This window comes from Saccharothrix sp. CCNWYY140 (assembly GCF_037401995.1).
Taxonomy (GTDB): domain Bacteria; phylum Actinomycetota; class Actinomycetes; order Mycobacteriales; family Pseudonocardiaceae; genus Actinosynnema.
This window is the reverse complement of record NZ_JBBEGC010000032.1, coordinates 12121-34770: the sequence shown is the minus strand read 5'-3', so window position 1 is coordinate 34770 and position 22650 is coordinate 12121. Positions and strand designations below refer to the sequence as shown.

The following is a 22650-nucleotide window of genomic DNA, read 5'->3' as shown; positions in this document are numbered from 1 at the left end:
CTGCACCGATTCCGCCCCTACCCTCCTTGTCATGCAAGAACAACTCCGCGGTTTCGTCACCGCCATCGACCACGTCGGGATCGCCGTGCCGGACCTCGACGCCGCGATCGCGTTCCACCGCGAGCACTTCGGGCTGGAGGTGGCGCACGAGGAGGTCAACGAGGAGCAGGGCGTGCGCGAGGCCATGCTCCGGGCGCCGGGCGACACCGGTTCCGGCACCGCGATCCAGCTCCTGGCGCCGCTCACGCCGGAGTCCACGATCGCGAAGTTCATCGGCCGTTCGGGCCCCGGCCTCCAGCAGCTGGCCTACCGGGTGTCCGATGTGGACGCCGCCGCCGAGGCGCTGCGGTCGGCGGGCCTGCGCCTGCTGTACGACGCGGCCAAGCGCGGGACGTCCAACTCACGGGTCAACTTCGTCCACCCGAAGGACGCCGGCGGCGTTCTGGTTGAGCTCGTAGAGCCGGCTGAGTCTCACTGAAGCGCGGTGGCCACGAAGGCGAGTTCCTGGTCCATGCGGTCGTCGTCCGGCGCGTGCCGGGCGACCGAGTGCCGGTAGCTGACGGCCAGCGCGACCAGGGCGGACGCGCTGTCCACGTCCTTCTTGGCCACCGCCGCCCCACCGGCGGCGAGGATCACCTGCCGGATCTGCGCGGCGACCAGCTGGTAGCGGGCGTGCAGGGCGTCCCGCACGGCGGTGTGCGTGTCGGCTTCCCGCCACAACAGGTGGCTGAGCAGCGGGGACGCGTTCAGGCGGGCATCCAGTGCGGCCACCAGCCGCCGCAGGCTCTCCGCGATGTCACCCACGACCACGATCCGCCGCTGGTCCACGGTGCCGTCGGGCAACCGGTCCACGAGCGCGGCCAACAGGTCCTGCTTGCGCCGGAAGTAGTAGTGCACGAGCCCTTTGGGCACCCCGGCCCGCTCGGCGATGCGCGAGGTGGGCGTGGCGTCGAACCCCGACTCGGCGAACAACTCCTCGGCCGCGTCCAAGATCCGTTCCTTGGCCGACGAGTCTTCTGCCAACGCTGTGCCGCCTTTCACGCGATCGAGCGTGCGAGGCCGTCCGTCCGGGCGGCCTCGCGCGTTTTCAACCTAGTGCGAACCCGCCAGACCCGAGTGGGCCGCGTTCGCCGCCGGCATCGCCATCGCGCCGGCAGCGATGGTCAGCACGCCGCCGACCCACGACACCCACGAGGCCGCCATCAGGTCGCTGTAGCCCATCACCCACGGGGAGATGAACAGCAGCGCACCCAGCAGCATCTGGAACCACTCGCCGTACACCATCGCGGGCATCGCGAGCGACGCGAGGCCGTCGATGGCGATGAGCGCGCCGAGCACGATCATCGTCCACATAGCCGCGTTGGACGTCTCCACCACGAGCGGCGACAGCAGCACGAGCGCACCGATGGCCACCTCGGCCCAGTCCTGCCACCTGGTCCACGCCTTGGTCATGACCTGCACCTCCGTCCTGGAAAGCGGACACCACGATGGTCCGCTTGGTTGGCCGCCCGGTCAAGATGGCCCGATCGGGTGCACCGCCAGTGCAATGCCTCACAGGCGAGGTTCTGAATCGGTTACCGATGGGTAACCTCCGGCAACCTGCGTGGACCTGCGTCCAACGCCACAATCCCGGAGCACCACCCATTGGGAGGCACACGCCGTGCAGAAGATCCTCGACGCGATCCTCGCCGACGAACTGGACGCGGTCGGATCGCTTGACGTACCGGAGACCTACCGCGGCGTCACCGTGCACGCCGACGAGGTCGACATGTTCCAGGGCCTGGCGACCAAGGACAAGGACCCGCGCAAGTCGCTCCACGTCGACGAGGTCCCCGTGCCGGAGCTGGGCCCCGGCGAAGCGCTCGTCGCCGTGATGGCCTCCGCCATCAACTACAACACCGTGTGGACCTCGATCTTCGAGCCGCTGTCGACGTTCGGGTTCCTCAAGCGCTACGGCAAGAGCTCGCCCGAGGCCGCCAAGCACGACCTGCCCTACCACGTGGTCGGCTCCGACCTGGCGGGCGTCGTGCTGCGCACCGGGCCGGGCGTCAACGCGTGGAAGCCGGGCGACCGGGTCGTCGCGCACTGCCTGGACGTCCAGCTGGAGCACCCCGACGGCCACAGCGACACCATGCTCGACCCGGAGCAGCGCATCTGGGGCTTCGAGACCAACTTCGGCGGCCTCGCCGAGATCGCCCTGGTCAAGGCCAACCAGCTGATGCCCATGCCCAACCACCTCACGTGGGAGGAGGCCGCGTCCCCGGGCCTGGTCAACTCCACCGCGTACCGGCAGCTGGTGTCGGTCAACGGCGCGAACATGAAGCAGGGCGACACCGTCCTGATCTGGGGCGCGTCCGGCGGCCTGGGCTCCTACGCCACCCAGTTCGCCCTCAACGGCGGCGCCACCCCGATCTGCGTGGTGTCCTCGCCGGAGAAGGCCGAGATCTGCCGCAAGATGGGCGCGGACCTGATCATCGACCGGTCGGCCGAGGGCTTCAAGTTCTGGAAGGACGAGCACGAGCAGGACCCGAAGGAGTGGAAGCGCCTCGGGGCCAAGATCCGCGAGCTGACCGGCGGCGAGGACCCGGACATCGTGTTCGAGCACCCCGGCCGGGAGACCTTCGGCGCGTCGGTGTTCGTGGCCAAGAAGGGCGGCACGATCGTCACCTGCGCGTCCACCAGCGGGTACATGCACCAGTACGACAACCGCTACCTGTGGATGAACCTCAAGCGGATCATCGGCTCGCACTTCGCGAACTACCGCGAGGCCTGGGAGGCCAACCGGTTGATCGCCAAGGGGAAGATCCACCCGACACTGTCCAAGGTGTACTCCTTGGGCGAGGTCGGCCAGGCCGCTTACGACGTCCACCGCAACGCTCACCAGGGCAAGGTCGGCGTGCTGACGCTGGCGCCCGAGGAGGGCCTGGGTGTGCGGGATCACGAGAAGCGCGCCCAGCACCTGGACGGGATCAACCGTTTCCGGGGCGTCTAAAGGGAAATGTCCGGCCGTGCGGGTGGCGGGGTGCCACTCGCACGGCCGGAACGGGTAGCGTGCACGTCATGGGCCTCGCCGACGACCGTGACCTCGTCCCCCTGGGCAGCGGCTTCGACATCGTCAAACGCGGCTACGACCGCGGGCAGGTCGAGGACCACCTGGAACGCCTCGACGCGGACCTGCGGCTGCTCGCGGCCGACCGGGACGCGGCGGTCTCGCAGACCAACGACCTGGCCCGCCAGCTGGAGGCGGCCCGCTCGGAGATCGCCGAGCTGCGCGGCCAGGTCGAACGCCTGTCCCTGCCGCCCACCACGCTGGAGGGCCTGAGCGAGCGCTTGCAGCGCATGCTGCGCCTCGCGCAGGACGAGGCCAACGAGATCAAGGCCCGCGCCGAGGCCGAGGGCGGGCACATCCGGGCCAAGGCCGAGGCCGACGCGGCGGTGCTGCGGACCCGGTACGAGAAGCTCATCGCCGAGCTGGACCAGCGGCGCACCGAGATGGAGGCCGAGCACCGGGGCGTCCTGGAGAAGGCGCGCGCCGAGGCCGAGCGGATCGTGGGCGAGGCGCGCGACGCGGCGGCGAAGCTGGACGAGGAGTCCCTCCAGCGGCGGACCACCGTCGAGGAGGACTTCGAGATCGCGATGGCGGCCCGCCGCGTCGAGTCGATGAAGCTGCTGGCCGAGCAGGAAGCGGCGTCGAAGGCCGAGGCCGACCGACGGGTCCGCGAGGCGGCCGAGGAAGCCGCGCGGGTGCGCGCCCAGATCGCGCAGGAGCAGGCCGCGTCCAACGCGGAGGCCCAGCGCCTGGTCCGGGAGGCCACCGAAGAGGCGAACCGGCGCAGGCACGACTCCATCAGCGAGGCGACCGCCCGCGTGCAGGAGGCGACCGACGAGGCCAACCGCCGGGTGCGGGAGGCGACGGAGGAGTCCAACCGCCGGGTCACGCAGGCCACGCAGAAGGTCGAGGCCCTGCGCCAACTGCGCAACCGGCTGTCGCAGCAGCTGCACTCCGTCCGCACGGCCCTGCACGAGGTGACCCCTCTGCTGGACCCGCTGGAGGAGGAGAAGCCGCAGCCCGAACAGCTCACCCAGCCCACTCCCCCCGCGGCCCTGCCCCCGGCCGACCAGCCCGCCCAGGCCGTCGCTCAGCCCGCACCGCCTGCCCAGCCCGCCGAGGCAGGACAGCGTTCCAGCCAGCCCGCCGGTCAGCCGCAGCCCACCCCGGCACCCGCCGGCCAGCTCGCGCCGCCCGCTCAGCCCGCGCCCCCTGCTCAGGCCGCGCCCCCTGCTCAGGCCGCGCCCCCTGCTCAGGCCGCTCAGCCCTCGCAGGCCGCCGGCCAGCCGCAACAGGCCCAGCCGGCTCCGGCGCCCGCCGTGGAGCAGCCCGCTCCTCAGCAGCCCGCCGGCCAGCCGTCCCAGCCCAAGCCCCAGCAGGGTCCGGACGGCCCGACCCAGAAGATCGCCCGCCCGACCCCGCCCAAGGCCCGCTCCGCCAAGCGCTAGGTCGGCTCCGCCAGCGCTAAGTCAGCTACACCCCGACCCGCTCCCGCCACGCGTCGACCGCCTCCGCAAACGCTTGCGGCACCTCGACCGGCGTCAGGTGCCCAGCCCCGGGCAGCTCGACGTACGACCCGCGCGGCAGCACGTCGGCCAACTCCCGGGCCGCGGTCGGCGGCGTGAGCGTGTCCTGCGCCCCCACCAGCACCAACGCCGGCACGGCCACCCCCGCCAGGACGTCCCGCGAGTCCGGCCGCGCCGCCATCGCCCGCTGCGCCCAGGCCACCTCAGCGGGGTCCTGGGCCAGGATCAGCTCCCGCACCCGCTCCGCCACGCCCTCCGGCGGCGCGGCCCCGAGCAACCCGCCCAGGACGGTGTCCGGCACCCACTCCAGGCCCTCCGCGACCACCCGGTCCGCCATCACCAGCCGGTTCGTGCGGGCCTCCTCGCCGTCCGCCGTGAACCGCGTGTCCGCGAGCACCAGCCCGGCCACCCGCGACGGATCCCGCCGCAGCACCGCCATCGCCACGTACCCGCCCATCGAGCACCCGCCGAGAACCACCCGATCGTGTCCACGGGCGTCCAATTCGGCCAGCACGTCGTCCGCCAACGCCCCGAGATCGGGCTCCCGATCACGTCCGCGCAGGTCAGGGGTGATGGGGTGGAGGGCGTCCCGCACCCCGTCCCACATCCGCGAGTCCAACGGGAAGGCGTGCAGCAGCACGAGCGGCAAGTGATCCATGCCCGGGATTGTCGTACCCCGTCGTTACCTTCGTGCCATGACCTCGAACCCGGAAGAGATGCGCACCGACCGCCTGGTCCACAGGCGCGTCGGTCCGGGTGACGACCCGCGTGCCGCAACCGTCCTGTCCGACCCGGGGAACGACCACACCCCACCAGGCCCGCCGTCCACCGCGGAGGCGGTCGGCCTGGTGGCGCGGTGGCAGGCCCACCGGGCGCACGACGGCGGCGGACACCGGGAGGTGGTGCTGCCGGGGACCGGCGAGGTCATCGGCTCCGGCGGGCCGCACCACCCCGAGCCGGACGGCGAGCGGACGCTCGACCCGTACGACAACTCCCGGCCCAGGGGCCGGGACTTCGCCCACGACACGGCACGCGCGGCCGTCGAGTGGGCGGAGCACGAGCGTCCGCACCGTCCGGCGGTGACCGCCACCGACCCCGGCGACGAGCCCTCCCAGCACGTCGCGGAGAAGCTGGGCTCCGCGCACGCGGGCGACAGCGTCACGGCCGGGGTTCCGGTGCCGGTCCCCCGACGTCAGGAGGTCGTGATGACGACCTGACGGCGCTCGCAGGGGCCGGACCAGGTGCGCGGCAGCGGTGTGGGCACCTCGGGCAGGGCCGCGGACACGATCGCGTCGAGCACCTCGTCGGTCTGCCCGACGAAGAGGTGCTTGGCGCCGGGGAAGTCGACGACGTCCGCGGTCGGGAGGTCCGCACCGAACCGCCGCCTGGCCTCGGCCGGGGGCAGGTAGTCGTCGTGCTCCGGCACGAGGCACACCACCCTCTTCCGCGCCCACACGGCCAAGTGTTCCGACGTGCTCCACCGCAGGGGAGGTGAGATCAGGATCGCTCCGACAACCCGCGGGTCACACCCGTGCATCAACGCGAGATCCGTGCCGAAGGACCACCCGACCAACCAGACGTCGGGCAGTCCGCGGTCGGCGACGAACGCCAGCGCGGCGGCGACATCCAGTCGCTCGCCCCTGGCGTTGTCGAAGCTGCCCTCGCTGCGGCCGGCCTCGCTGGCGGTGCCACGCGTGTTGAACCGCAACACAGCCGCGCCCGCGAGCGCCGGCAACCGCCACGCCGCCTTGCGCAGCAGGTGGGAGTCCATCATGCCGCCGTGCGTGGGCAACGGGTGCAGCATGACCAAGGTCGCCCGCGGCGCGCGGTCCTCCGGCAACGCCAGCTCGCCGACCAACCGCAGCCCGTCCTCGGTGACCAGCGTGACGGCCTCCCGACGAGCGGGCAGCACCGTGCTGCCCGTGATCCGCACGGCCTCACCCACCACCCACCACCTCCAGAACACTTCGGACTCGCGCAGTCGCGGAGCTCCGGCCGATCACCACCGGCGGGATGTGGGTCCGCGCCGCCCGCGCGAGGCCCAGCACCCCTGGTGCCAGTGCCGCCGGTCCTCGATCGAGCCGTAGTCGCCGGCAGGCCACGCCACGACGTGCGGCGTGCCGGGACGGATCTCGTGGTCGCACCCAGGACACCGGTAGGTCTTGGTCGTCGCCGCCCCGGACACGTTGCGCACCAGCCACTCGCCGTCCGACGCGCTCTCCGCACGCGGCCACGCGCCGCCGTTCGGCGGACTCGGCTCGGCGGGGCGCTGGGGACGGTTGCGGCGCGGCACGAGGACCCAGGGTAATAAAGGTGTTGACGGTGATCCCCTACGGTCCATCACGTGAACAAGTGGCAGCAGGGTGCCGTGACCGTCCTCCTCCTGGCCGAGATGGCGGTGTTGTCGATCCCCGCCGTCCGCGCGGGCACGGGGATGGGCACCGGTTCCGGTCACGGCCTCGTCATGGGCAACCGCCCCGGCATGCTGTTGGCCGCCGGCACGATCCTGCTGGTCACCTCGGGCTCCGCGCTGGTCACCGTGTGGCTGCGCCCGCACTCGCGCACCTGGCTGGCGACGTTCTCCGGCGCACACGCCGCCGCGGCGGGCTTGGGTTGGGCACACGGCCTGCCCCTGCTGACCGTGGTCTCGTTCCTGACCGTCGCCCTGGTGCCCGCAGTGGTGTTACTGCCCGGCCAGCGGTCACAATAGGGGCGTGCCGACCTATGAGTTCCGCTGCAAGGCGTGTGGTGCCACGTTCGACGTCAAGCGCTCGATGAGCGAGGCGTCCAACCCCGCCCCCTGCCCGCAGGGACACGACGACACCGTGAAGCTGCTGTCGATGGTGGGCCTGTCCGGCAAAGCCGCCCAGCCCGCTCCCCAGGGCGGCGGCGGTTGCTGCGGCGGCGGCTGCTGCGGCTGACCACACCACAAGCCGCCCACCACCCACTGCGCAGCACATCGGCCGCGCTCCCACCCACCACCCGAGGCACCCCGCGCGCCCGAGCCCGGCCTCTCCTCGCGCCGGCCGCAGGCACCGCAGCGGCGGAGGAGCGTCATCGCGCCCACCCGCGCCCGCTCCTCCTGCTGCCCGCCTGCGGGTCGGACCCCGGCTCAGCCCTTGGGTTCCTTGGCCAGCAGCACCTCCGCGACCTTCTTGCCCTGGTCGCAGATCGCGCCGAAGCGGGCCGAGCCGTCGATCACGATGATGCCGATGCCGCCGCCCGCGTAGTCCATCACCAGCACGCAGGACGGCTGCACCGTCGTGTCCGTGGTCCGGTCGAAGTAGGTCAGCTTCCGGCCGCCCACGTCGAACGAGCCGTTGCTGGTGTCCAGCGTGATCGGCCGTCCGCCGCGGAAGCGCAGGGTCACGCCGACGTCCAGGTGGTCGACGCTGGTCTGCCACTTGCACGACTGGTCGAAGGTCGTGTCGTAGCCGGTCTCCGTCGGCGGCGCGGACTTGTCCCGCACGTCGTAGGGCAAGTCGCGCCACGTCAACAGCTTGCAGATGTCGCCGACGTTCTTGTCCGGTTTCGGGGAACCCGACGAGGTGGACGTCGGCGTCGGAGGGGCGGACGAGAACGGCGGATCGACGTCCAGCACGCCGGCGACCGGCGTGCCGTTCACCTTGTAGGCGCAACCGGACACGCCAAGCGCCGCAACCAGGAGCGAGAGAACCAGACGCCGCATGGGCACCACGATGCCAAACGCCCGCAACGGCCCGTGACTCAGGTGTAGTCCCGGAACCCCTTGCCGGTCTTGCGACCCAGCCGGCCCGCCGTCACCAGGTGCTCCAGCAGCGGCGCGGGGGCGAAGCCGGCTTCGCGGAACTCCAGGTACAGCGTGCGCTCGATCGCCAAGGACACGTCCAGGCCCACCACGTCCAGCAGCTCGAACGGACCCATCGGCAGCGAGCAGCCGACCTTCATCGCGTTGTCGATGTCGTCGGCGTCCGCGTAGTGCGCCTCCAGCATCTTCACCGCGTCGTTGAGGTACGGGAACAGCAGCGCGTTCACGATGAACCCGGCCCGGTCGCCGCAGTGCACCGGCACCTTGCCCAGGTCCAGGCAGATGCGCCGCGCGGTGGCGACGACGTCGGCGGAGGTGGCGATGGTCTCCACGATCTCCACCAGCTTCATCACCTGCGCCGGGTTGAAGAAGTGCAGGCCGACCACGTCACCGGGGCGCGAGGTCGCCGCCGCGCACTCGATCACGGGCAGCGAGGACGTCGTGGTGGCGAGCACCGCGCCCGGCTTGCACACCTCGTCCAGCGCCTGGAAGACGGCCTTCTTGATCTCCAGCTCCTCCGCCACGGCCTCGACCACGAGGTCGCAGTCGGCGAGGTCGGCGAACTCGACGGCGGGTGTGATGCGGGCCAGCGTGGCGTCGCGGTCGGCCTCGGAGAGCTTGCCGCGCAACACGGCCTTCTCCAACGACTTGCGCACCTTGCCGACCGCGCCTTCGGCCTTGTCCTGCGACCGGGCGCGCAGCACGACGTCGTAGCCGCGCTTGGCGAAGACCTCGACGATGCCGGTGGCCATCGTGCCGGTGCCGATCACCCCGACCCGCTGGACCTCGCGCGTCGGGGTGTCCGCGGACGCGGCGGCGGGCGTGAGGGCGTCGGGGACGACGTTCGGCGAGTCCGGGCCGTCGTAGGTGTAGAAGCCGCGTCCGCTCTTGCGGCCCAGCAGACCTGCGGTGATCATCTGCTTGAGCAGCGGCGCCGGAGCGTGCAGGCGGTTGCGGGACTGGTGGTACATCGTGTCGAGGATCTCGTACGCGGTGTCCAGGCCGATCAGGTCGAGCAGCGCCAGCGGACCCATCGGGTAGCCGCAGCCGTAGCGCATCGCCGCGTCGAGGTCTTCCCTTGTGGCGTAACGGGATTCGTACATGCGCACGGCGTGGTTGAGGTAGCCGAACAGCAGCGCGTTGGCGATGAACCCGGCGCGGTCGCCGATGACGACCGGGGACTTGCCCAGGCCCTCGGCGAACGCGACGACGTCGGTGACCACGTCCGGCTCGGTGACGACCGTGCGCACCACCTCGACCAGCTTGAGCACCGGGGCCGGGTTGAAGAAGTGCATGCCGACGACCTTGCCGGGCCGTCCGGTGTGGACGCCGATCTCGGTGATCGACAGCGCCGACGTGTTGGACGCGAACACCACGTCCGGCCGGCAGATGCCGTCGAGCTCGGCGAACACCTGCGCCTTGAGCTCCATGCTCTCGGGGACGGCCTCGATGACGAGGTCGACGTCGGCGAGCGCGTCGAGCGAGGTGGAGTAGCTGATGCGGCCGAGGAGTTCGGCACGGGCGGCCTCGTCGAGCTTGCCCTTGGCGACCGCACGTCCGGTGGAGTGGTCGAGGTGACCGCGCCCGCGCGCCAGGCCCGCCTCGTCGACGTCCACGGCGACGACAGTGAGGCCGGTCCGGGCGAGTACTTCGGCGATGCCGGCGCCCATCGTGCCGAGGCCGACGATGCCCACCTTCGTGAACTGGCGCGTCACTGCGATACCTCCCACTCTGCGGAGTGGCTACCGGACGGTAACTTGGGGCCGACTATCCCACGCCCGTCACATGCGGTTCGCGTGAGCTTCACCATCGGTATCGAACAAGAAACCGGTCAAGACCCGCGCCACCAGCTCATTCATCAAACCCGCGAGCAGCCAACCCCTCCACCCGCCGCACCGCCTCAACCGCATCCACCCCGGCGGCAACCACCTCGACCAACGCCCCACCAGCCGCCCCAAGCCCCATCAACGCAAGCACGCTGGTGGCGTCGGCTTCTCGCCCGTCAAACCGCACAACCACCCGCGCATCAAGCCCAGCCACCGCCCGAGCAACCAACGCAGCAGGCCGAGCATGCAACCCAACCGAATTGGTCAACACAACCCGCGCCCGCACCTCGCCAACCTCGCCGGCCTCGCCGGCGCGGCCTCCGGCCCCCGTCTCCATGATCTCACCGAACACCGACAAACCGCCGCGCCCACTCTCAGCATCGCCCGCCGAAATTGTCGGTCCCCCCTGGGATGATGGAGACGGGGGCCGGAGGCCACGATCCGCGCCACCAGGCGAGTCGGCAGTGGTGGTCCAGCCGGATTCTTGGGCGGCTTGTCTGGCTGCTGCGGCTACGGCTTCGAGGTTTGCGCCGCCCTGGGCCGCGACTGCCGCGGCGACCGCGCCCTCTACCAACGGGGCGTCGACCACGCGGACCTCGATCGCTGCCTCCTCGGCCGCCATGTCGGCGACCATGCGGGCGCTGCCCAGGTCGTAGACAACCACGACGCCGTCCCCGCCCGCCTGCTCGATCGCCTCGGTCACCGCGACGTAGTCGGTTCCCAAGCCGCCATCACCGTCACCGCCCGCCGGCGCGATGGTCACGTCCGGTGCCATCTGGCCGGCCAGCTCGGCCACGCCCTCGGCCAACCGCCGGCTGTGCGACACCACCACCAGGCCGATCACCGGGGACTCCCGGAGCGGATCGCGCCCGCGAACGTTCGGAGCAGCAGGGCCGTCGAGCGTGCGCCCGGGTCGAGGTGTCCGGCGCTGCGTTCGCCCAGGTACGACGCCCGTCCCTTGCGCGCTACCAGCGGCACGGTGGATTCGGCTCCCTGTTCGGCCGCCTCTGCCGCTGCGGACAGGACCGAGGCCACGTCGCCGTCGGTCACGGCTACCGACTCCGCCGCAGCGACGGCTGGTGTGAGGGCGTCGACCATAGTCTTGTCGCCTACGGACGCCTTGCCGCGGGCGACGACACCCTCCAGAGCCGCCTGCAAAGCCTTTGCCACCAGAGGAGGGTCCAGCTCCGCAGCGTCACCTACGGCGGCTGCCGCGCGGAGGAAAGCCGTTCCATACAACGGTCCTGCCGCGCCGCCTACGGTGGAGATCAGGGTCGATGCGACCAACTTCAGGACAGCGCCTGGGGTTTCCGGTGAGGAAGAGTCCAATTTGGACACTACGGCCGTGAAACCCCGGTTCATGTTCTCGCCGTGGTCGCCGTCGCCGATTTCGCGGTCCAGGCGCACGAGTTCGTCGCGGTGTTCGGAGATCACGCGGGCCGCCGCGCGGAGGGCGTCGGCGAGGCTTTCCGCTGTGCAGACGAGAGCCGCCATCAGACGCCCCACCGCAGGGCGGCCGTGTGGACAGGGGCGTCCCACAGGTCGATCAGTTCGTCGTCCAGCTTCAGCAGAGTCAGGCTCATGCCCTGCATCTCCAGGCTGGTGATGTACGGCCCGACCAGCCGCCGCTCCACGACGATCCCCCGCGCGGCCAGCAGCTCCTCCGCGATGCCGTGCGCCAGGTACAGCTCGATCAGCGGCGTGCCGCCCATGCCGTTGGTGAACAGCAGGACCCGGTCGCCCTCGGCGAACGGCAGGTCCTCCAGGATCGGGTCCAGCAGCGCCGGGACCAGCTCCGACGCCGGGCCGACCGGCACGCGGTGCCGCCCCGGTTCGCCGTGGATGCCGATGCCCAGTTCCATCTCGTCGTCGGCCAGCGTGAAGCTCGGCTCCCCCGCGTGCGGCACGGTGCACGCCGACAGCGCCAGGCCCATCGACCGCACCTGGCCGATCACCTTGCGCGCCAACGCCTCGCAGCCGTCCAGGTCGACACCGCGCTCTGCCGCCGCGCCGACGATCTTCTCCAGCAGCACGGTCCCGCCGACGCCCCGACGACCCGCTGTGTACAGGGAGTCCTTCACGGCCACGTCGTCGTCGATCACGACCGACCGGACGTCCACGCCTTCCAGCGCGGCCAGCTCGGCGGCGGTCTCGAAGTTGAGGACGTCGCCGGTGTAGTTCTTCACGATCAGCAGCGCGCCCGCGCCGCCGTCCGTGCGCGTGATGGCCGCCTGCACCTGGTCGGGCGTGGGTGAGGTGAACACCGCGCCGGGACAGGCCGCGTCGAGCATGCCGCGCCCGACGAAACCGCCGTGCAGCGGCTCGTGGCCCGATCCGCCGCCGGAGATCACCGCGACCTTGCGCGGCACCGGCGCGTCCGCCCGCACGACGACGGCGGGGTCGTACTGGACGTCCAGCAGGTCCGGGTGCGCGGCGGCCATGCCGCGCAGCGCGTCCGCCACCACGGTCGCCGGATCGTTGATGATCTTCTTCATGGTGACCTCCTCGACGAACCGATGGTCACCACATTCCTACCCCACCCGAGGGGGAACGGCCCGGTCGGAAACCCTCAGCGGCCGTAGAGGACCCGTACCAGCCGCAGCACGTGCCGCATGGTGCGCGCGCCGCGCTCGTAGGTCATCGGGTTGAGCAGTCCGCCGAACTTCTTCCGGGTCACCGAGTGCGCGTAGGTGAACTCGCGCAGGCCGTCCTCGCCGTGGATGCGGCCGAACCCGGAGTCCCCGACCCCGCCGAACGGCAGCCCCGGCACGGAGGCGTACGCCAGCACCGAGTTGATCGACACCATGCCGCAGCGCAGCTTCGCCGCGATCTCCTCGCCCCGGTTGCGCGAGTACACGGTCGCGCCCAGGCCGTAGGCCAGCGAGTTCGCCTTGCGGACGGCCTCGTCGGCGTCGGCCACGCGGGTCACCACCAGCGTCGGCCCGAACGTCTCGTCGGTCACCGCCGTGGAGTCGTCCGGCACGTCCACCAGCACGATCGGCTCGACGTACGGCGGCCGGATCGACTCCAGCCCGCCCACGAGCGCCTTGCCGCCCTTGTCCAGCGCGTCGGCGACGTGCGACTGGATGACGTCCACCTGCTTGGGCATGGTGATCGGCCCGAAGTCCGCGCCCGGCTCGCCGCCGGGCCGCAGCTTCTTCGCCTTGTCCACCACGAGCTTCACGAACTCGTCGTACACGGCGTCGGCCACGTAGACCCGCTCGACGCCGGCGCACGTCTGCCCGGAGTTGAAGATCCCGCCCCACACCGCGCCCTCGGCGGCGGCGGGCACGTCCGCGTCCTCGGCGACGATCAGCGGGTCCTTGCCGCCGCACTCCACCAGCACCGGGGTCAGCGTCGCCGCGCAGGCAGCCATGACCTTCTTCCCGGTCGGCGTGGACCCGGTGAACGCCAGCTTGTCCACCCCGGCCGCGCACAGCGCCGCACCGGTCTCACCGAACCCGGTCACCACCTGCAACACCGGGTACTCGGGCACGACCTCGGCGAACGTGTCCTCCAGGAACACGCCGACACCGGGCGTGAACTCACTGGGCTTGAACACCACAGCGTTCCCGGCCGCCAACGCGTACGCGATCGACCCCATCGGCGTGAACGCCGGGTAGTTCCACGGCCCGATCACGCCCACCACACCCAGCGGCCGGTACTCCAGCGACGCCGAGTGGTTGTACATCAACATGCCCGGCGACACCCGCCGCTTGCCGAGCACCTTCGGGGCCTGTTTCGCCGCCCAGTGCAGGTGGTCGATCACCAGCGCCAACTCGGTGCGCGCGTCGTCGGCGGACTTGCCGGTCTCCGCACTGATCAGCGACTGGAACTCGTCCAGCCTCTTGACCAGCACCTTCCGCCAAGCGTCGAGCCGGGCCTTGCGTCCGTCGAACCCGAGCTCGTCCCAGAAGGCCGCGGCCGTCCGCGCGCGCTCGACGGCCGCCCGCACCTCCGTCTCGCCGTGCACGGGGTGGTGGGCGATCACCTCACCCGTGCGCGGGTCGAGCGAGGCGAAGCGCTTCTGCTCGTCCTCGGCCCGCAGCGGAGTCGTGGGAGCGGTCTGCGTCATGGAGGCCCTCCAAGGTGCGCGAAGGTGTTACTGGAGAGTAACGGGTATCAAGCGGTCCCGTCAGCCCCCGTTCAGCAGAGGTCACGCCTTGGGGAGCTTGGGCAGCACGCCCTTGGCGAAGCCCACCGCCGCCGCGCACCGGTCGAACTCGTACTTCTTCGCGCCCGCCGACTTGACCTCCACGACCTCGCCGTCGTCGCCCGAGTCCATCCGCTGGACCCACCGCACCGAGCACGACGGGAAGGCGCCGGTGCTGTTCACCTGGTAGGCCTTCACACCGCCGCCGAGGTCGACCTCGGTCTGGTTGTCGTCGAACTTCCGGTCCTTGGGGACGAAGGTCGAGCGCAGGTCGAAGGTCAGCTCCCGGTCGTTGGCCACCCACGAGCAGCTGTGCAGGCCGTACGGGTACTGGCGGCTCGACGCGGTCACCGCCGCGTCCACCACCGCCTTGTCCGGCAGCACGCACGGGTCCAGGGTGACCAGCGAGTCCTTCGCCGGGGAACGGACCGCGCCGCGCTCGCGGACGGTCTTCAGCGCCGCCTCCAGGACCTTGCGGCCCGGGGCGCACGCGTCGGCGTCCTTGTAGCCGATCTGCACGGTCATGCCGAGCGGCGGCTTCTCCTGCGTGATGGCCGACACGAAGCAGGCGTCGTTGTCGAGGGTCTGCTCGTGGCTCTTGAGGCCGCCGAGGGTCTTGTCCGCGTTCTTCAGCTCGGTGGTCATGGTCTGGCCGACCTCGATGGTGACCGCGAGGTCCTTGCCCGACCCGTCCTCCATGAAGTTGGAACAGCGGCTGAAGCCGGTCGCGGAGACCTGGCCGGGCTTGCCGAGCTGCTCCAGCACCTTCCGGTCCAGCAGCTCGCACGGGTCGACCAGGCGCAGCTTGTCCGGGGCGAAGGCCGCCTCGACCGGCCGGCCGTCGGCGGGGGTGGTGGGCTGGGTGCCCGACTCGGACACCGCCTCCGCGTTCGCCTTCACGGTCGAGCGCGGGTACGGCTTGTGCTTGGCGAGGTCGGTGCCGGCGCAGCCGGCGACGACGAGGAGCGCGCACAGGACGGCGACGAGTCGATGCACGTGGTGCACGGTAGCGATCGACTGCGCCATCCGTGGCGGGAACCCTAGTGTTCGGCTGTGCCGAACGGCCTCGCTGCGACGCGCTGGGTCACACCTGGTCACCCGGCTCGACGTCGCCGTCGACGTCGTCGGGGACGACCACCGGCCGCAGGAACCCCCAGAGGGCGAACACCGCGGCCAGCGCCACCATCCCGATGCCGCTCCACAGGTTGATGTTGAGCCCGTCCGCGCGGGACAGATCGGCGTCCTCGGTGAACCCGAGCCCGACCACGACGAGCACCACCCCGTAGACCGCGAACAGCATCGCGATCACCAGCCGCAGGTCGAACAGACCGGCCTTGCGCACCATGTCGATCCCTCCCGGTCAGCCGAAGACGATGTTGAGGACGACGGTCAGCACCAGCACCCCGACGCCCAGCAGCACCGGCGAGCGGTACCAGCCGGCGTCCTCGCCGGTCGTCGAGTGCCGGCGGTCCTCCTTGGGCGTCAGGCTCCAGACCAGCCCGACCAGCCTCTCCTCCGGCACCGGCCGCGTGGCCAGCGTGACCGCGACGCTGACCGCGATGTCCACCACGAACGCCGCGCCCGCGCCGACGAAGCTCGCGCCCTGGCCGGGCAGGTCCACCGCGCCGGTCTCGGCGAGCACGAACACGACGACGGCGGCGAACGTGCCCGCGACCAGGCCGGACCAGCCGGCGGCGGCGGACATGCGCTTCCAGAACATGCCCAGGATGAACGTGGCGAACAGCGGCGCGTTGAAGAACGAGAACAGCGCCTGGATGTAGTCCATGATGTTGCCGTAGCCGGCGGCCAGGAACGCGGTGCCGATGGCGACCACCGTGCCGCCGATGGTGGCCAGCCGGCCGACGCGCAGGTAGTACTCGTCGGGCCGGTCCTTGCGGACGTAGTCCTGCCACAGGTCGTAGGTGAAGACCGTGTTGAACGAGGACACGTTCGCCGCCACACCGGCCATGAACGACGCCAGCAGACCCGTGATCGCGATGCCGAGCATGCCGTTGGGCAGCAGTTCGCCGATCAGCGCGGGCAGGGCGTTGTTGTAGACGATGCCGGAGCTGCCGTCACCGGCCTTCAGCGCGGCCAGTTCCGGCACCACGACCGCCGCGATGATGCCCGGGATGATGATCACGAACGGGATCAGCGCCTTGGGGTAGGCGCCGATGATCGGCGTGCGCCGGGCGGCGGACATGCTCTTGGCCGACAGCGCGCGCTGCACCTCGGCGAAGTTGGTCGTCCAGTAGCCGAACGAGAGCACGAAACCCAGGCCGAACACGATGCCGATCACGCTGAGCACCGGGTTGGCGATGCCGGTCAGCTCGGTCGCGGGCCACGCCGAGAGCTGCTCGGCCCCGCCGGGTCCCGCGGTGACCTTGTCCACCAGGCCCTGCCAGCCGCCGACCTTGTGCAGGCCGACGATGGTCAGCGGCAGCAGCGCGGCGACGATGACGAAGAACTGGAGGACCTCGTTGTAGATCGCGGCGGACAGACCGCCGAGGGTCGTGTAGGTCAGCACGATGGCCGCCGCGATGACCACCGACAGCGGGATCGGCCAGCCCAGCATGAGGTTGAGCAGGAACGCCAGCGCGTACAGGTTGACGCCCGCGATGAGCACCTGGGCGGCGGCGAAGCTCAGCGCGTTGACCAGGTGCGCGCCCTTGCCGAAGCGGCGGCGCAGGAACTCCGGGACGCTGCGGACCTTCGAGCCGTAGTAGAAGGGCATCATCACCAGGCCGAGGAACACCATCGCCGGGATCGCGCCGATCCAGTAGTAGTGCACGGTCGCCATGCCGTACTGCGCGCCGTTGGCCGCCATGCCGAGCAGCTCGATCGCGCCGAGGTTGGCGGAGATGAAGGCCAGGCCGGTGACCCACGCGGGCAGGGAGCGGCCGGAGAGCAGGAAGTCCAGGCTGGAGGACACCGAGCGGCGGGCCAGGAAACCGATGCCCAGCACGAACGCGAAGTACACCGCGAGCAGCGCGTAGTCCAGCGGACCGGCGTCGAGCCGGAGGTCCGCCCCAGCGAGCACGGGCACCGTCGCCCACCTCCCCATTCAACAATCTCAAACAACATCGGACACTACCGCACACCCGATCAGCCGACCGTAGTGCACCGGAGTGGATCTCGCCGATCTGAACTACCCAGGCTCAAACCCCGTAGTCCCGGGCGTGACCCCAACAGGTGAAGCGACCGCGTACGGCGTCGACTACACGGCCCGCGAGCTCATGCCGTGGGAGTTGGCCCAGTACACCCGAGCCGGCGGCTACGACCTGCGGTTCCTGTTCCGGCCCGTCGGCTACCCGGCGAACCCCCGCTGCGTGACCCACCAGCCGGGCGCGCTCGCGCGGCACCGCGCGGCCGGGCGACTGGTGCTGCTCTACCACCGGCTCGGCGAGGCCGACGCGCGCGGCGGCCGGGACGCCGGATACGGCCACGCGCTGGCCGCCGTGACCGACGCCGCGTCCGAGGACTACCCCGACCACCTGCCGCTGGTGTTCGTGCTCTCGACCGTGCCGGGGGTGCCCGCGTCCCTGGCCGCAGAGTACCTGGAGGGCGCGGCGTCGGTGGCCGGTTTCGAGCGCACCTGGTGCGCCCCCCACCCGACCTGGTGCACCCGCTACTGGCCCGCGAGGCGGCAGCGGGCTACGTCCTGCACGGCCCGGCGTCGGCACTGCGCGACGGCATCGCGTTCCGCCAGTGGACCGACCGCCGCGTGTACCCGGGCCGCATCGACGCGGGTCTGGTCACCGCGCACGTGGACCTGGCCGAGTTCGAGCGTTACCGGGTGAGCACGAACGGTGTTTCCGCGTAGATCGGACCGGCGGTGGCGCCGATGAGGATTTGCGCGCCGGGCGTGGAATCACCGAATGATTCCGGCACCTTCACGGCGATGTCGACGAACCGCCCGGCGGCGTCGGTGGTGGCGTCCCCGACCCGCTGCCCGTGGAACGTGAAGACGACTCGCACGTGAGCGGGATACCCCTCACCACTGAGCCGCACCTCACCACCGGCCTTGCCGGACAACGGTAGCGCCGCGAGGTGGGCGGGCGAGACAACGGTGGAACTGGACCTCTGCACGAGCGGAGGAAGGGTGTCCTCGGCGACACAACCGGACCCGAGGAGAACGCCGAAGAAGATCAACGCAAACCAGCCGGATCTTCGTCTTCGTCTGCGCACAGCGGACGCTCCAGGGGTGATTTCCAGCGGGGCGTAAAGCGTATATCGCCGAATTCACCCTGCCACGCGCCCGAACGGCCGATGTCTACGGCAGCACTGCCGCGAGCGGCTCGCCCAACGCGCCGAAGGACCCGATCAATGCGGACAACGCCGACGCCAGGCCGCTCCCGGCGCCCGCCAGCGCGCCCGCCGACCGGAGCAGTCCGACGACCCGGCCCACGCGCCCGACCGCCTCGGCCGGGTCGGCACCCACGGCGTCGAGCTCCGCCCCCACCTCGGCGCGCACGGCGGGCGGCAGGGGCACGTTCCGCAGTTCCTCGCGCACCCGGTCGACGAGGGCGTTGTAGGTGGCGTTGCCGATGTTGACGGTCTGGTTCCCCTCGGCGTTGTTGATCACTCCGGCGTGCTGGCTGCCGATGTTGATGGCCATTGCGGCCTCCTCAGTGGTGGCGGACGGGGTAACGCTGGTCGACCTTGCGCTTGCGGGCGGTGGCGACGACGTGCAGCACGATCCCCGCGATCAGCAGCACGTTGCCGATGCCGCAGACCGCCCAGCCGACGAGCCCGACGGGGATGCCGCCGACCCGTGGTCCCATGAAGTCGAACTGGAAGTCCGGCATGGCGCCGGGCTCCTCCGGCAGGGTGGGGAGGCTCAGGTCGCTCATGAATCTGAGGACCATCGCCGCGAACACGCCACCCCCGACGACGATCAGCACCGCGCCGATCCAGATCAGCCGGGTGGCCCGGGTGCGGGTGGCGGCGATCTCGCGCAGGAACCCGTCCCGCTGGTGCAGGACGTACTGGTCGCGCCCGACGTTGTTGATCACGTCCGCCCGCTGCTCGGGGATCTCGAAGTGCGCGCCGTGCGGTGCGCGGACCGGCTCGTACAGCCCGGTGGCGGTGCCGTCGTAGGACTCCTCGAACCGCAGCTCGACGCCGCCGAACCCCACGACGTCGCCGTTGGCCAGCGGCCGGGCCGCGGACACGGTGGTCCCGTTGACGGCGGTCCCGTTGGTGGACCCGAGGTCCTCGACCACGACCCGCCCACCCCGCCGCACCAGCGCCGCGTGGCACGAGCTGACCGAGCGGTCGGGGATCCGGATGTCCACCGCACCCGACCGCCCCACGACGGCCCGCTCAGCGGCCACGACGAACGCCGCCCCCTTCAACGAGGCGGGCCTCACCACCACGAGCCGAGCCGCCATGACGCCCTCCGCCGGTCAGCACAATCCGCTGCACCAGAAGGGGCATCTCGAACCACCCGGATACGAGAAGGCGACGCCATCACCCGTTCGAGTGACGGGGGCGCTGCCTGGATCAAGGCATGAGCACGGCCACCAGCCGCTCCAGGTCGCCCGGTCTGGAGTAGTGGACGCGCTTGATCCCTTCGAGCACGGGGTGCAACTGCCGGGGGTCGAGGTCGTCGTCGACCACGAGCACGTGCATCGACCGCGGGAACTGCGACTTGACCTCCGGGTGGCTGAACATCTCCACCTCCAGTTTCGTCCACTTCGACTTCAGGAACGCCGGGCTGGCGAACGCCAGGAGGCAACGGCTGTTGCGCACGGCCTCGGCGATCGCGCTCATCGCCCGATCGCCGGGCAGCAGGTCGACGTCGTCGTACCAGCACCGGATGCCGCGCTCCTCCAGGAGTCGGCGCACCTCCAGCACGACCGGCTTGTCCGCGCTCGCATGGCACAGGAAGACGTCGTGGCTGTACCGCGACCTCTGCCGTCCGAGCGCCTTGGGGAACTCCCGGAACAGGGCGTCGTGCTGGCGGGGGCTCAGGTTGTCCACGCCCTTGGCGTCGATCCGCAGCACCTTCGCCGATCGGTCGAGGTTGGTGTAGGTGACCGGCTCGAACTCCAACTTCGGCAGGTCCGCCCACAGGACGGGGAAGTCCTTGCCGTACAGCTCGGTGTCGTCGGCGGCGCGCATCTCGCCGGAGACCAGGATGCAGATGCCCTTGGCCCCGCTGCCGGCCACCTCGATGCTGTCCAGCGAGACTTCGAAGGCGGTCAGGGGAACGACTTCGCAATACCGGCGCAGCGGTTGCAACGGGTCGTCGTCGGCGTCCGGTCCGATGCTCAACGGGCCGTCGTGCTCGGGTCCCAGCAGGTAGGTGACGTTGTCGCTGACGTGCTCCAGGATGCGCTCGGTGATGTAGGCCTGGAACTGCTCGACCGCGGACTTGTCGACGTCGTCGCCGAGCAGCCTGGACCGCAGGTCCTCGTTGTTGAACGACAGCATCGCGACGTCGGTGAGGGCCACGAGGTCGGCGGTGCGGTTGCGGGCGAGCGCGAACGCCAGCTCGCCGACGATCTCACCCGGGCCGTGGTGGTACCGGGGCGCCGCCTCGCCCTGGTAGCCCTTGCCCTCCGAGTTGTAGACGCCCACCTGGCCGCGGAGGATCACGAACAACGAGTCGCCGGGATCGTTGTACCGGCAGATCACCTCGCCCTCGCGCCGTTCGACCAGCTGCCCGAGGCGGACGACCGCCGCGAGCTCCTCGGGTTTCAGCCTGCTCAGCAAGGGGTTGGCCTTGCGGATCTGGTCGTTGGGGTCGCGGTACCAGAGGTTGCCCGCCACCGGGCGCAGCTTCGCGGTGAGGGTCTTGTCCGCCGAGTTCATCTGCCAGATCCGCTTGGCCAGGTACAGCAGCTCCCAGCTGTCGCCGTCGTCGACGGGAGTCGGCGAATGGTTCAGACGGGCCAATTCGCCGCGCATTTCCACCGGCCATTCGGCCTCGGTCCCGTCGAGGGTCATCAATGACAGGAGATAAGTGGGGAAATCGCGACTGGGCACCGCCCGCTCGTCGTGGAAGAGCACCGGCGGGACGGTCTCCACCGCGTCGAACCCGCGGCGGAACTCCTCGGACACGACCACGTGGTCCAGGCGCATCTGCTCCAGCAACCAACCCGCGTAGTTGATGCCCGCGCCGACGAGCTGGACCCGGCGGTCCGCCCCGACGATGTCGCACACCTCGCCCGCGTGGCACGTGATGTCCAGCGGCACCCCTTCCGCCCGGCTCCAGGCCAGCAGCTCCGCCACCAGGTCCACCACGGGTTGCTGCCAGTCGGCCTGCCGGAACACGACATGACCGCCGTCACCGCCGGACGACCACACCACCACGCCGGGCGGAGCCGCCTCGATCGCGTCCCGCACGATCTGGTTGATCTTGCGGACCCGGAGGACCTGGACGGGGCCGTCGCTCGCCGAATGCCGCCGGATGTCGCACGAGACGATCGCCACCCGGTAGTACTTGACATCGTCGTGCGACTGCATGGAGCGCCTCCGTACCGCACCCCGGACCAGGAGGCGCAATATTGCGGAAACACCGTTATGGGTGCTGTCGCCACACTAGCCGGTGAGGCGCGCGGACACTTCCGATGGCGCTCGAATCAGAAAAGCCGGAACTCGTCCGGTTCGATGCCGCGCAGTTCGTCGTAGTCCAACACCACGCACCGGATGCCGCGGTCCTCGGCCAGGGTGCGGGCCTGGGGCTTGATCTGCTGGGCCGCGAACACGCCGCGGACCGGGGCCAGGAGGGGGTCGCGGTTGAGGAGGTCGAGGTAGCGGGTCAGTTGTTCCACGCCGTCGATCTCGCCTCGGCGTTTGATCTCGACGGCCACCGACGCGCCGGTCTCGTCGCGGCACATCAGGTCTACCGGGCCGATCGCCGTGGGGTACTCGCGGCGGACCAGGGTCCAGCCCTCGCCGAGGGTGGTGACGTGTTCGGCCAGGAGTTTTTGCAGGTCCGCTTCCACCCCGTCCTTCACCAGACCCGGTTCGGGGCCCAGTTCGTGCTTCGAGTCGTGGAGGACCTCGGCCAGGGTGATGATGAGCTTTTCGCCCGCCTTGTTCTGCACGACCCACATGTCCGGGTCCTCGATGAGCCAGCACGGGGGGCTCATCCAGTTCAGCGGCTTGAACGCCCGGTCGTCGGAGTGGATGGACACCGAGCCGTCGGCCTTGATCAGCAGCAGGCGCTGGGCCATCGGCAGATGGGCCGTGAGGCGTCCGACGTAGTCGACCTGGCAGCGAGCGATGACGAGGCGCACGGTCGGACAGGCTACGGGGTGCGGGGGGCGCGGCACCGGCAGGTACCGTCGGGCGTCGTG

At 70.7% G+C, this 22650-nt stretch carries 25 protein-coding genes and 1 pseudogene; 7 read left to right on the top strand and 19 right to left on the bottom strand.

The window, feature by feature from the left end; all coding sequences use genetic code 11:
* Positions 1–31 precede the first annotated feature (31 nt).
* Entirely contained in the window at positions 32–478 is a 447-nt protein-coding gene (gene mce, locus WBN91_RS17010; protein ID WP_337725467.1) for a methylmalonyl-CoA epimerase, read from the top strand.
* On the opposite strand, the gene WBN91_RS17005 is transcribed toward mce, so the two are convergent.
* Both WBN91_RS17005 and WBN91_RS17000 read right to left on the bottom strand, forming a co-directional pair.
* A complete protein-coding gene (locus tag WBN91_RS17005) occupies positions 472–1041 on the bottom strand; it encodes a TetR/AcrR family transcriptional regulator (RefSeq protein ID WP_337725468.1) in 570 nt (189 codons plus the stop codon). The two genes, mce and WBN91_RS17005, sit on opposite strands and share 7 nt — an antisense overlap.
* Before the next feature lie 51 nt (positions 1042–1092).
* A complete protein-coding gene (locus WBN91_RS17000) occupies positions 1093–1452 on the bottom strand; it encodes an SPW repeat protein (protein WP_337725469.1) in 360 nt (119 codons plus the stop codon).
* 208 nt (positions 1453–1660) lie between these two features.
* On the opposite strand from WBN91_RS17000, the gene ccrA reads away from it, so the two are divergent.
* Together ccrA and WBN91_RS16990 are read left to right on the top strand one after the other, a co-directional pair.
* The gene (ccrA, locus tag WBN91_RS16995) at positions 1661–2992 is read left to right on the top strand and encodes a crotonyl-CoA carboxylase/reductase (protein ID WP_337725470.1); all 1332 of its coding nucleotides are present in this window, start codon (positions 1661–1663) and stop codon (positions 2990–2992) included.
* A gap of 68 nt (positions 2993–3060) precedes the next feature.
* Positions 3061–4215: pseudogene (locus WBN91_RS16990) on the top strand (chromosome segregation protein); the annotation flags it as partial.
* Positions 4216–4522: 307 nt separating this feature from the next.
* On the opposite strand, the gene WBN91_RS16985 reads toward WBN91_RS16990, so the two are convergent.
* Positions 4523–5233 carry an alpha/beta fold hydrolase gene (locus WBN91_RS16985; RefSeq protein WP_337725472.1) on the bottom strand — a complete coding sequence of 237 codons (711 nt, stop codon included), beginning with the start codon at positions 5231–5233 and terminating at the stop codon, positions 4523–4525.
* A gap of 37 nt (positions 5234–5270) precedes the next feature.
* Here WBN91_RS16985 and WBN91_RS16980 point away from each other — a divergent pair, with 37 nt between their 5' ends.
* Complete coding sequence (locus WBN91_RS16980) at positions 5271–5792, top strand: GNAT family N-acetyltransferase (RefSeq protein ID WP_337725473.1); 522 nt, start codon at positions 5271–5273, stop codon at positions 5790–5792.
* Here the strand turns inward: WBN91_RS16980 and WBN91_RS16975 are convergent.
* Both WBN91_RS16975 and WBN91_RS16970 read right to left on the bottom strand, forming a co-directional pair.
* Positions 5768–6520, bottom strand: a complete 753-nt coding sequence (locus WBN91_RS16975) for an alpha/beta hydrolase (protein ID WP_337725474.1) — start codon at positions 6518–6520, stop codon at positions 5768–5770. The genes WBN91_RS16980 and WBN91_RS16975 overlap by 25 nt on opposite strands.
* A 54-nt stretch (positions 6521–6574) precedes the next feature.
* Positions 6575–6868 (bottom strand): hypothetical protein, encoded by a 294-nt coding sequence (locus WBN91_RS16970; protein WP_337725475.1) that lies wholly within the window; start codon positions 6866–6868, stop codon positions 6575–6577.
* Between the two features lie 51 nt (positions 6869–6919).
* Between WBN91_RS16970 and WBN91_RS16965 the strand changes: the two genes are divergently transcribed.
* Positions 6920–7285: a hypothetical protein gene (locus WBN91_RS16965; protein WP_337725476.1), complete on the top strand. Its 366-nt coding sequence runs from the start codon at positions 6920–6922 to the stop codon at positions 7283–7285.
* 4 nt (positions 7286–7289) lie between these two features.
* Positions 7290–7496: an FmdB family zinc ribbon protein gene (locus tag WBN91_RS16960; protein WP_337725477.1), complete on the top strand. Its 207-nt coding sequence runs from the start codon at positions 7290–7292 to the stop codon at positions 7494–7496.
* A gap of 191 nt (positions 7497–7687) precedes the next feature.
* Here WBN91_RS16960 and WBN91_RS16955 read toward each other — a convergent pair whose 3' ends face one another.
* The 9 genes from WBN91_RS16955 to WBN91_RS16915 form a co-directional block, all read right to left on the bottom strand.
* A complete protein-coding gene (locus tag WBN91_RS16955) occupies positions 7688–8263 on the bottom strand; it encodes a DUF3558 family protein (RefSeq protein WP_337725478.1) in 576 nt (191 codons plus the stop codon).
* Between the two features lie 38 nt (positions 8264–8301).
* Complete coding sequence (locus WBN91_RS16950) at positions 8302–10077, bottom strand: 3-hydroxyacyl-CoA dehydrogenase family protein (RefSeq protein ID WP_337725479.1); 1776 nt, start codon at positions 10075–10077, stop codon at positions 8302–8304.
* 136 nt (positions 10078–10213) lie between these two features.
* Positions 10214–11032, bottom strand: a complete 819-nt coding sequence (gene dhaM / locus WBN91_RS16945; protein ID WP_337725480.1) for a dihydroxyacetone kinase phosphoryl donor subunit DhaM — start codon at positions 11030–11032, stop codon at positions 10214–10216.
* A complete protein-coding gene (gene dhaL, locus WBN91_RS16940) occupies positions 11029–11682 on the bottom strand; it encodes a dihydroxyacetone kinase subunit DhaL (protein ID WP_337725481.1) in 654 nt (217 codons plus the stop codon). Before dhaL ends, dhaM begins: the two co-directional genes overlap by 4 nt.
* Complete coding sequence (gene dhaK, locus WBN91_RS16935) at positions 11682–12683, bottom strand: dihydroxyacetone kinase subunit DhaK (protein ID WP_337725482.1); 1002 nt, start codon at positions 12681–12683, stop codon at positions 11682–11684. The genes dhaL and dhaK overlap by 1 nt, the downstream gene beginning before the upstream one ends.
* Before the next feature lie 74 nt (positions 12684–12757).
* The gene (locus WBN91_RS16930; RefSeq protein ID WP_337725483.1) at positions 12758–14263 is read right to left on the bottom strand and encodes an aldehyde dehydrogenase family protein; all 1506 of its coding nucleotides are present in this window, start codon (positions 14261–14263) and stop codon (positions 12758–12760) included.
* Between the two features lie 81 nt (positions 14264–14344).
* Positions 14345–15337, bottom strand: coding sequence for a hypothetical protein (locus tag WBN91_RS16925; protein WP_337725484.1), 993 nt, complete (start codon positions 15335–15337; stop codon positions 14345–14347).
* An 88-nt stretch (positions 15338–15425) separates the two neighbouring features.
* Positions 15426–15686, bottom strand: a complete 261-nt coding sequence (locus WBN91_RS16920; RefSeq protein WP_337725485.1) for a hypothetical protein — start codon at positions 15684–15686, stop codon at positions 15426–15428.
* 15 nt (positions 15687–15701) lie between these two features.
* The gene (locus WBN91_RS16915; protein WP_337725486.1) at positions 15702–17387 is read right to left on the bottom strand and encodes a sodium:solute symporter family protein; all 1686 of its coding nucleotides are present in this window, start codon (positions 17385–17387) and stop codon (positions 15702–15704) included.
* A gap of 133 nt (positions 17388–17520) precedes the next feature.
* On the opposite strand from WBN91_RS16915, the gene WBN91_RS16910 reads away from it, so the two are divergent.
* Positions 17521–18141, top strand: a complete 621-nt coding sequence (locus tag WBN91_RS16910; RefSeq protein ID WP_337725487.1) for a hypothetical protein — start codon at positions 17521–17523, stop codon at positions 18139–18141.
* Here WBN91_RS16910 and WBN91_RS16905 read toward each other — a convergent pair.
* The 5 genes from WBN91_RS16905 to nucS form a co-directional block, all read right to left on the bottom strand.
* Positions 18131–18319, bottom strand: a complete 189-nt coding sequence (locus tag WBN91_RS16905) for a hypothetical protein (protein ID WP_337725488.1) — start codon at positions 18317–18319, stop codon at positions 18131–18133. The two genes, WBN91_RS16910 and WBN91_RS16905, sit on opposite strands and share 11 nt — an antisense overlap.
* 295 nt (positions 18320–18614) lie before the next feature.
* Positions 18615–18959, bottom strand: a complete 345-nt coding sequence (locus tag WBN91_RS16900) for a hypothetical protein (protein ID WP_337725489.1) — start codon at positions 18957–18959, stop codon at positions 18615–18617.
* Positions 18960–18969: 10 nt separating this feature from the next.
* On the bottom strand, positions 18970–19734 hold the full coding sequence (locus WBN91_RS16895) for an FHA domain-containing protein (protein WP_337725490.1): 765 nt from the start codon (positions 19732–19734) through the stop codon (positions 18970–18972).
* 112 nt (positions 19735–19846) lie between these two features.
* Entirely contained in the window at positions 19847–21814 is a 1968-nt protein-coding gene (locus WBN91_RS16890) for a TIR domain-containing protein (protein ID WP_337725491.1), read from the bottom strand.
* 116 nt (positions 21815–21930) lie between these two features.
* Entirely contained in the window at positions 21931–22590 is a 660-nt protein-coding gene (gene nucS, locus WBN91_RS16885) for an endonuclease NucS (RefSeq protein WP_337725492.1), read from the bottom strand.
* Positions 22591–22650: the final 60 nt, after the last annotated feature.

Bases quoted from the DNA above. Each gene is read 5' to 3' on its own strand.
- WBN91_RS16890 (WP_337725491.1), bottom strand. From the start codon at position 21,814: ATGCAGTCGCACGACGATGTCAAGTACTACCGGGTGGCGATCGTCTCG.
- dhaK (WP_337725482.1), bottom strand. From the start codon at position 12,683: ATGAAGAAGATCATCAACGATCCGGCGACCGTGGTGGCGGACGCGCTG.
- WBN91_RS17000 (WP_337725469.1), bottom strand. From the start codon at position 1,452: ATGACCAAGGCGTGGACCAGGTGGCAGGACTGGGCCGAGGTGGCCATC.
- WBN91_RS16955 (WP_337725478.1), bottom strand. From the start codon at position 8,263: ATGCGGCGTCTGGTTCTCTCGCTCCTGGTTGCGGCGCTTGGCGTGTCC.
- WBN91_RS16900 (WP_337725489.1), bottom strand. From the start codon at position 18,959: ATGGCCATCAACATCGGCAGCCAGCACGCCGGAGTGATCAACAACGCC.
- mce (WP_337725467.1), top strand. From the start codon at position 32: ATGCAAGAACAACTCCGCGGTTTCGTCACCGCCATCGACCACGTCGGG.
- WBN91_RS16930 (WP_337725483.1), bottom strand. From the start codon at position 14,263: ATGACGCAGACCGCTCCCACGACTCCGCTGCGGGCCGAGGACGAGCAG.
- dhaL (WP_337725481.1), bottom strand. From the start codon at position 11,682: ATGGCGGCTCTCGTCTGCACAGCGGAAAGCCTCGCCGACGCCCTCCGC.
- WBN91_RS16895 (WP_337725490.1), bottom strand. From the start codon at position 19,734: ATGGCGGCTCGGCTCGTGGTGGTGAGGCCCGCCTCGTTGAAGGGGGCG.
- WBN91_RS16985 (WP_337725472.1), bottom strand. From the start codon at position 5,233: ATGGATCACTTGCCGCTCGTGCTGCTGCACGCCTTCCCGTTGGACTCG.
- WBN91_RS16980 (WP_337725473.1), top strand. From the start codon at position 5,271: ATGACCTCGAACCCGGAAGAGATGCGCACCGACCGCCTGGTCCACAGG.
- WBN91_RS16920 (WP_337725485.1), bottom strand. From the start codon at position 15,686: ATGGTGCGCAAGGCCGGTCTGTTCGACCTGCGGCTGGTGATCGCGATG.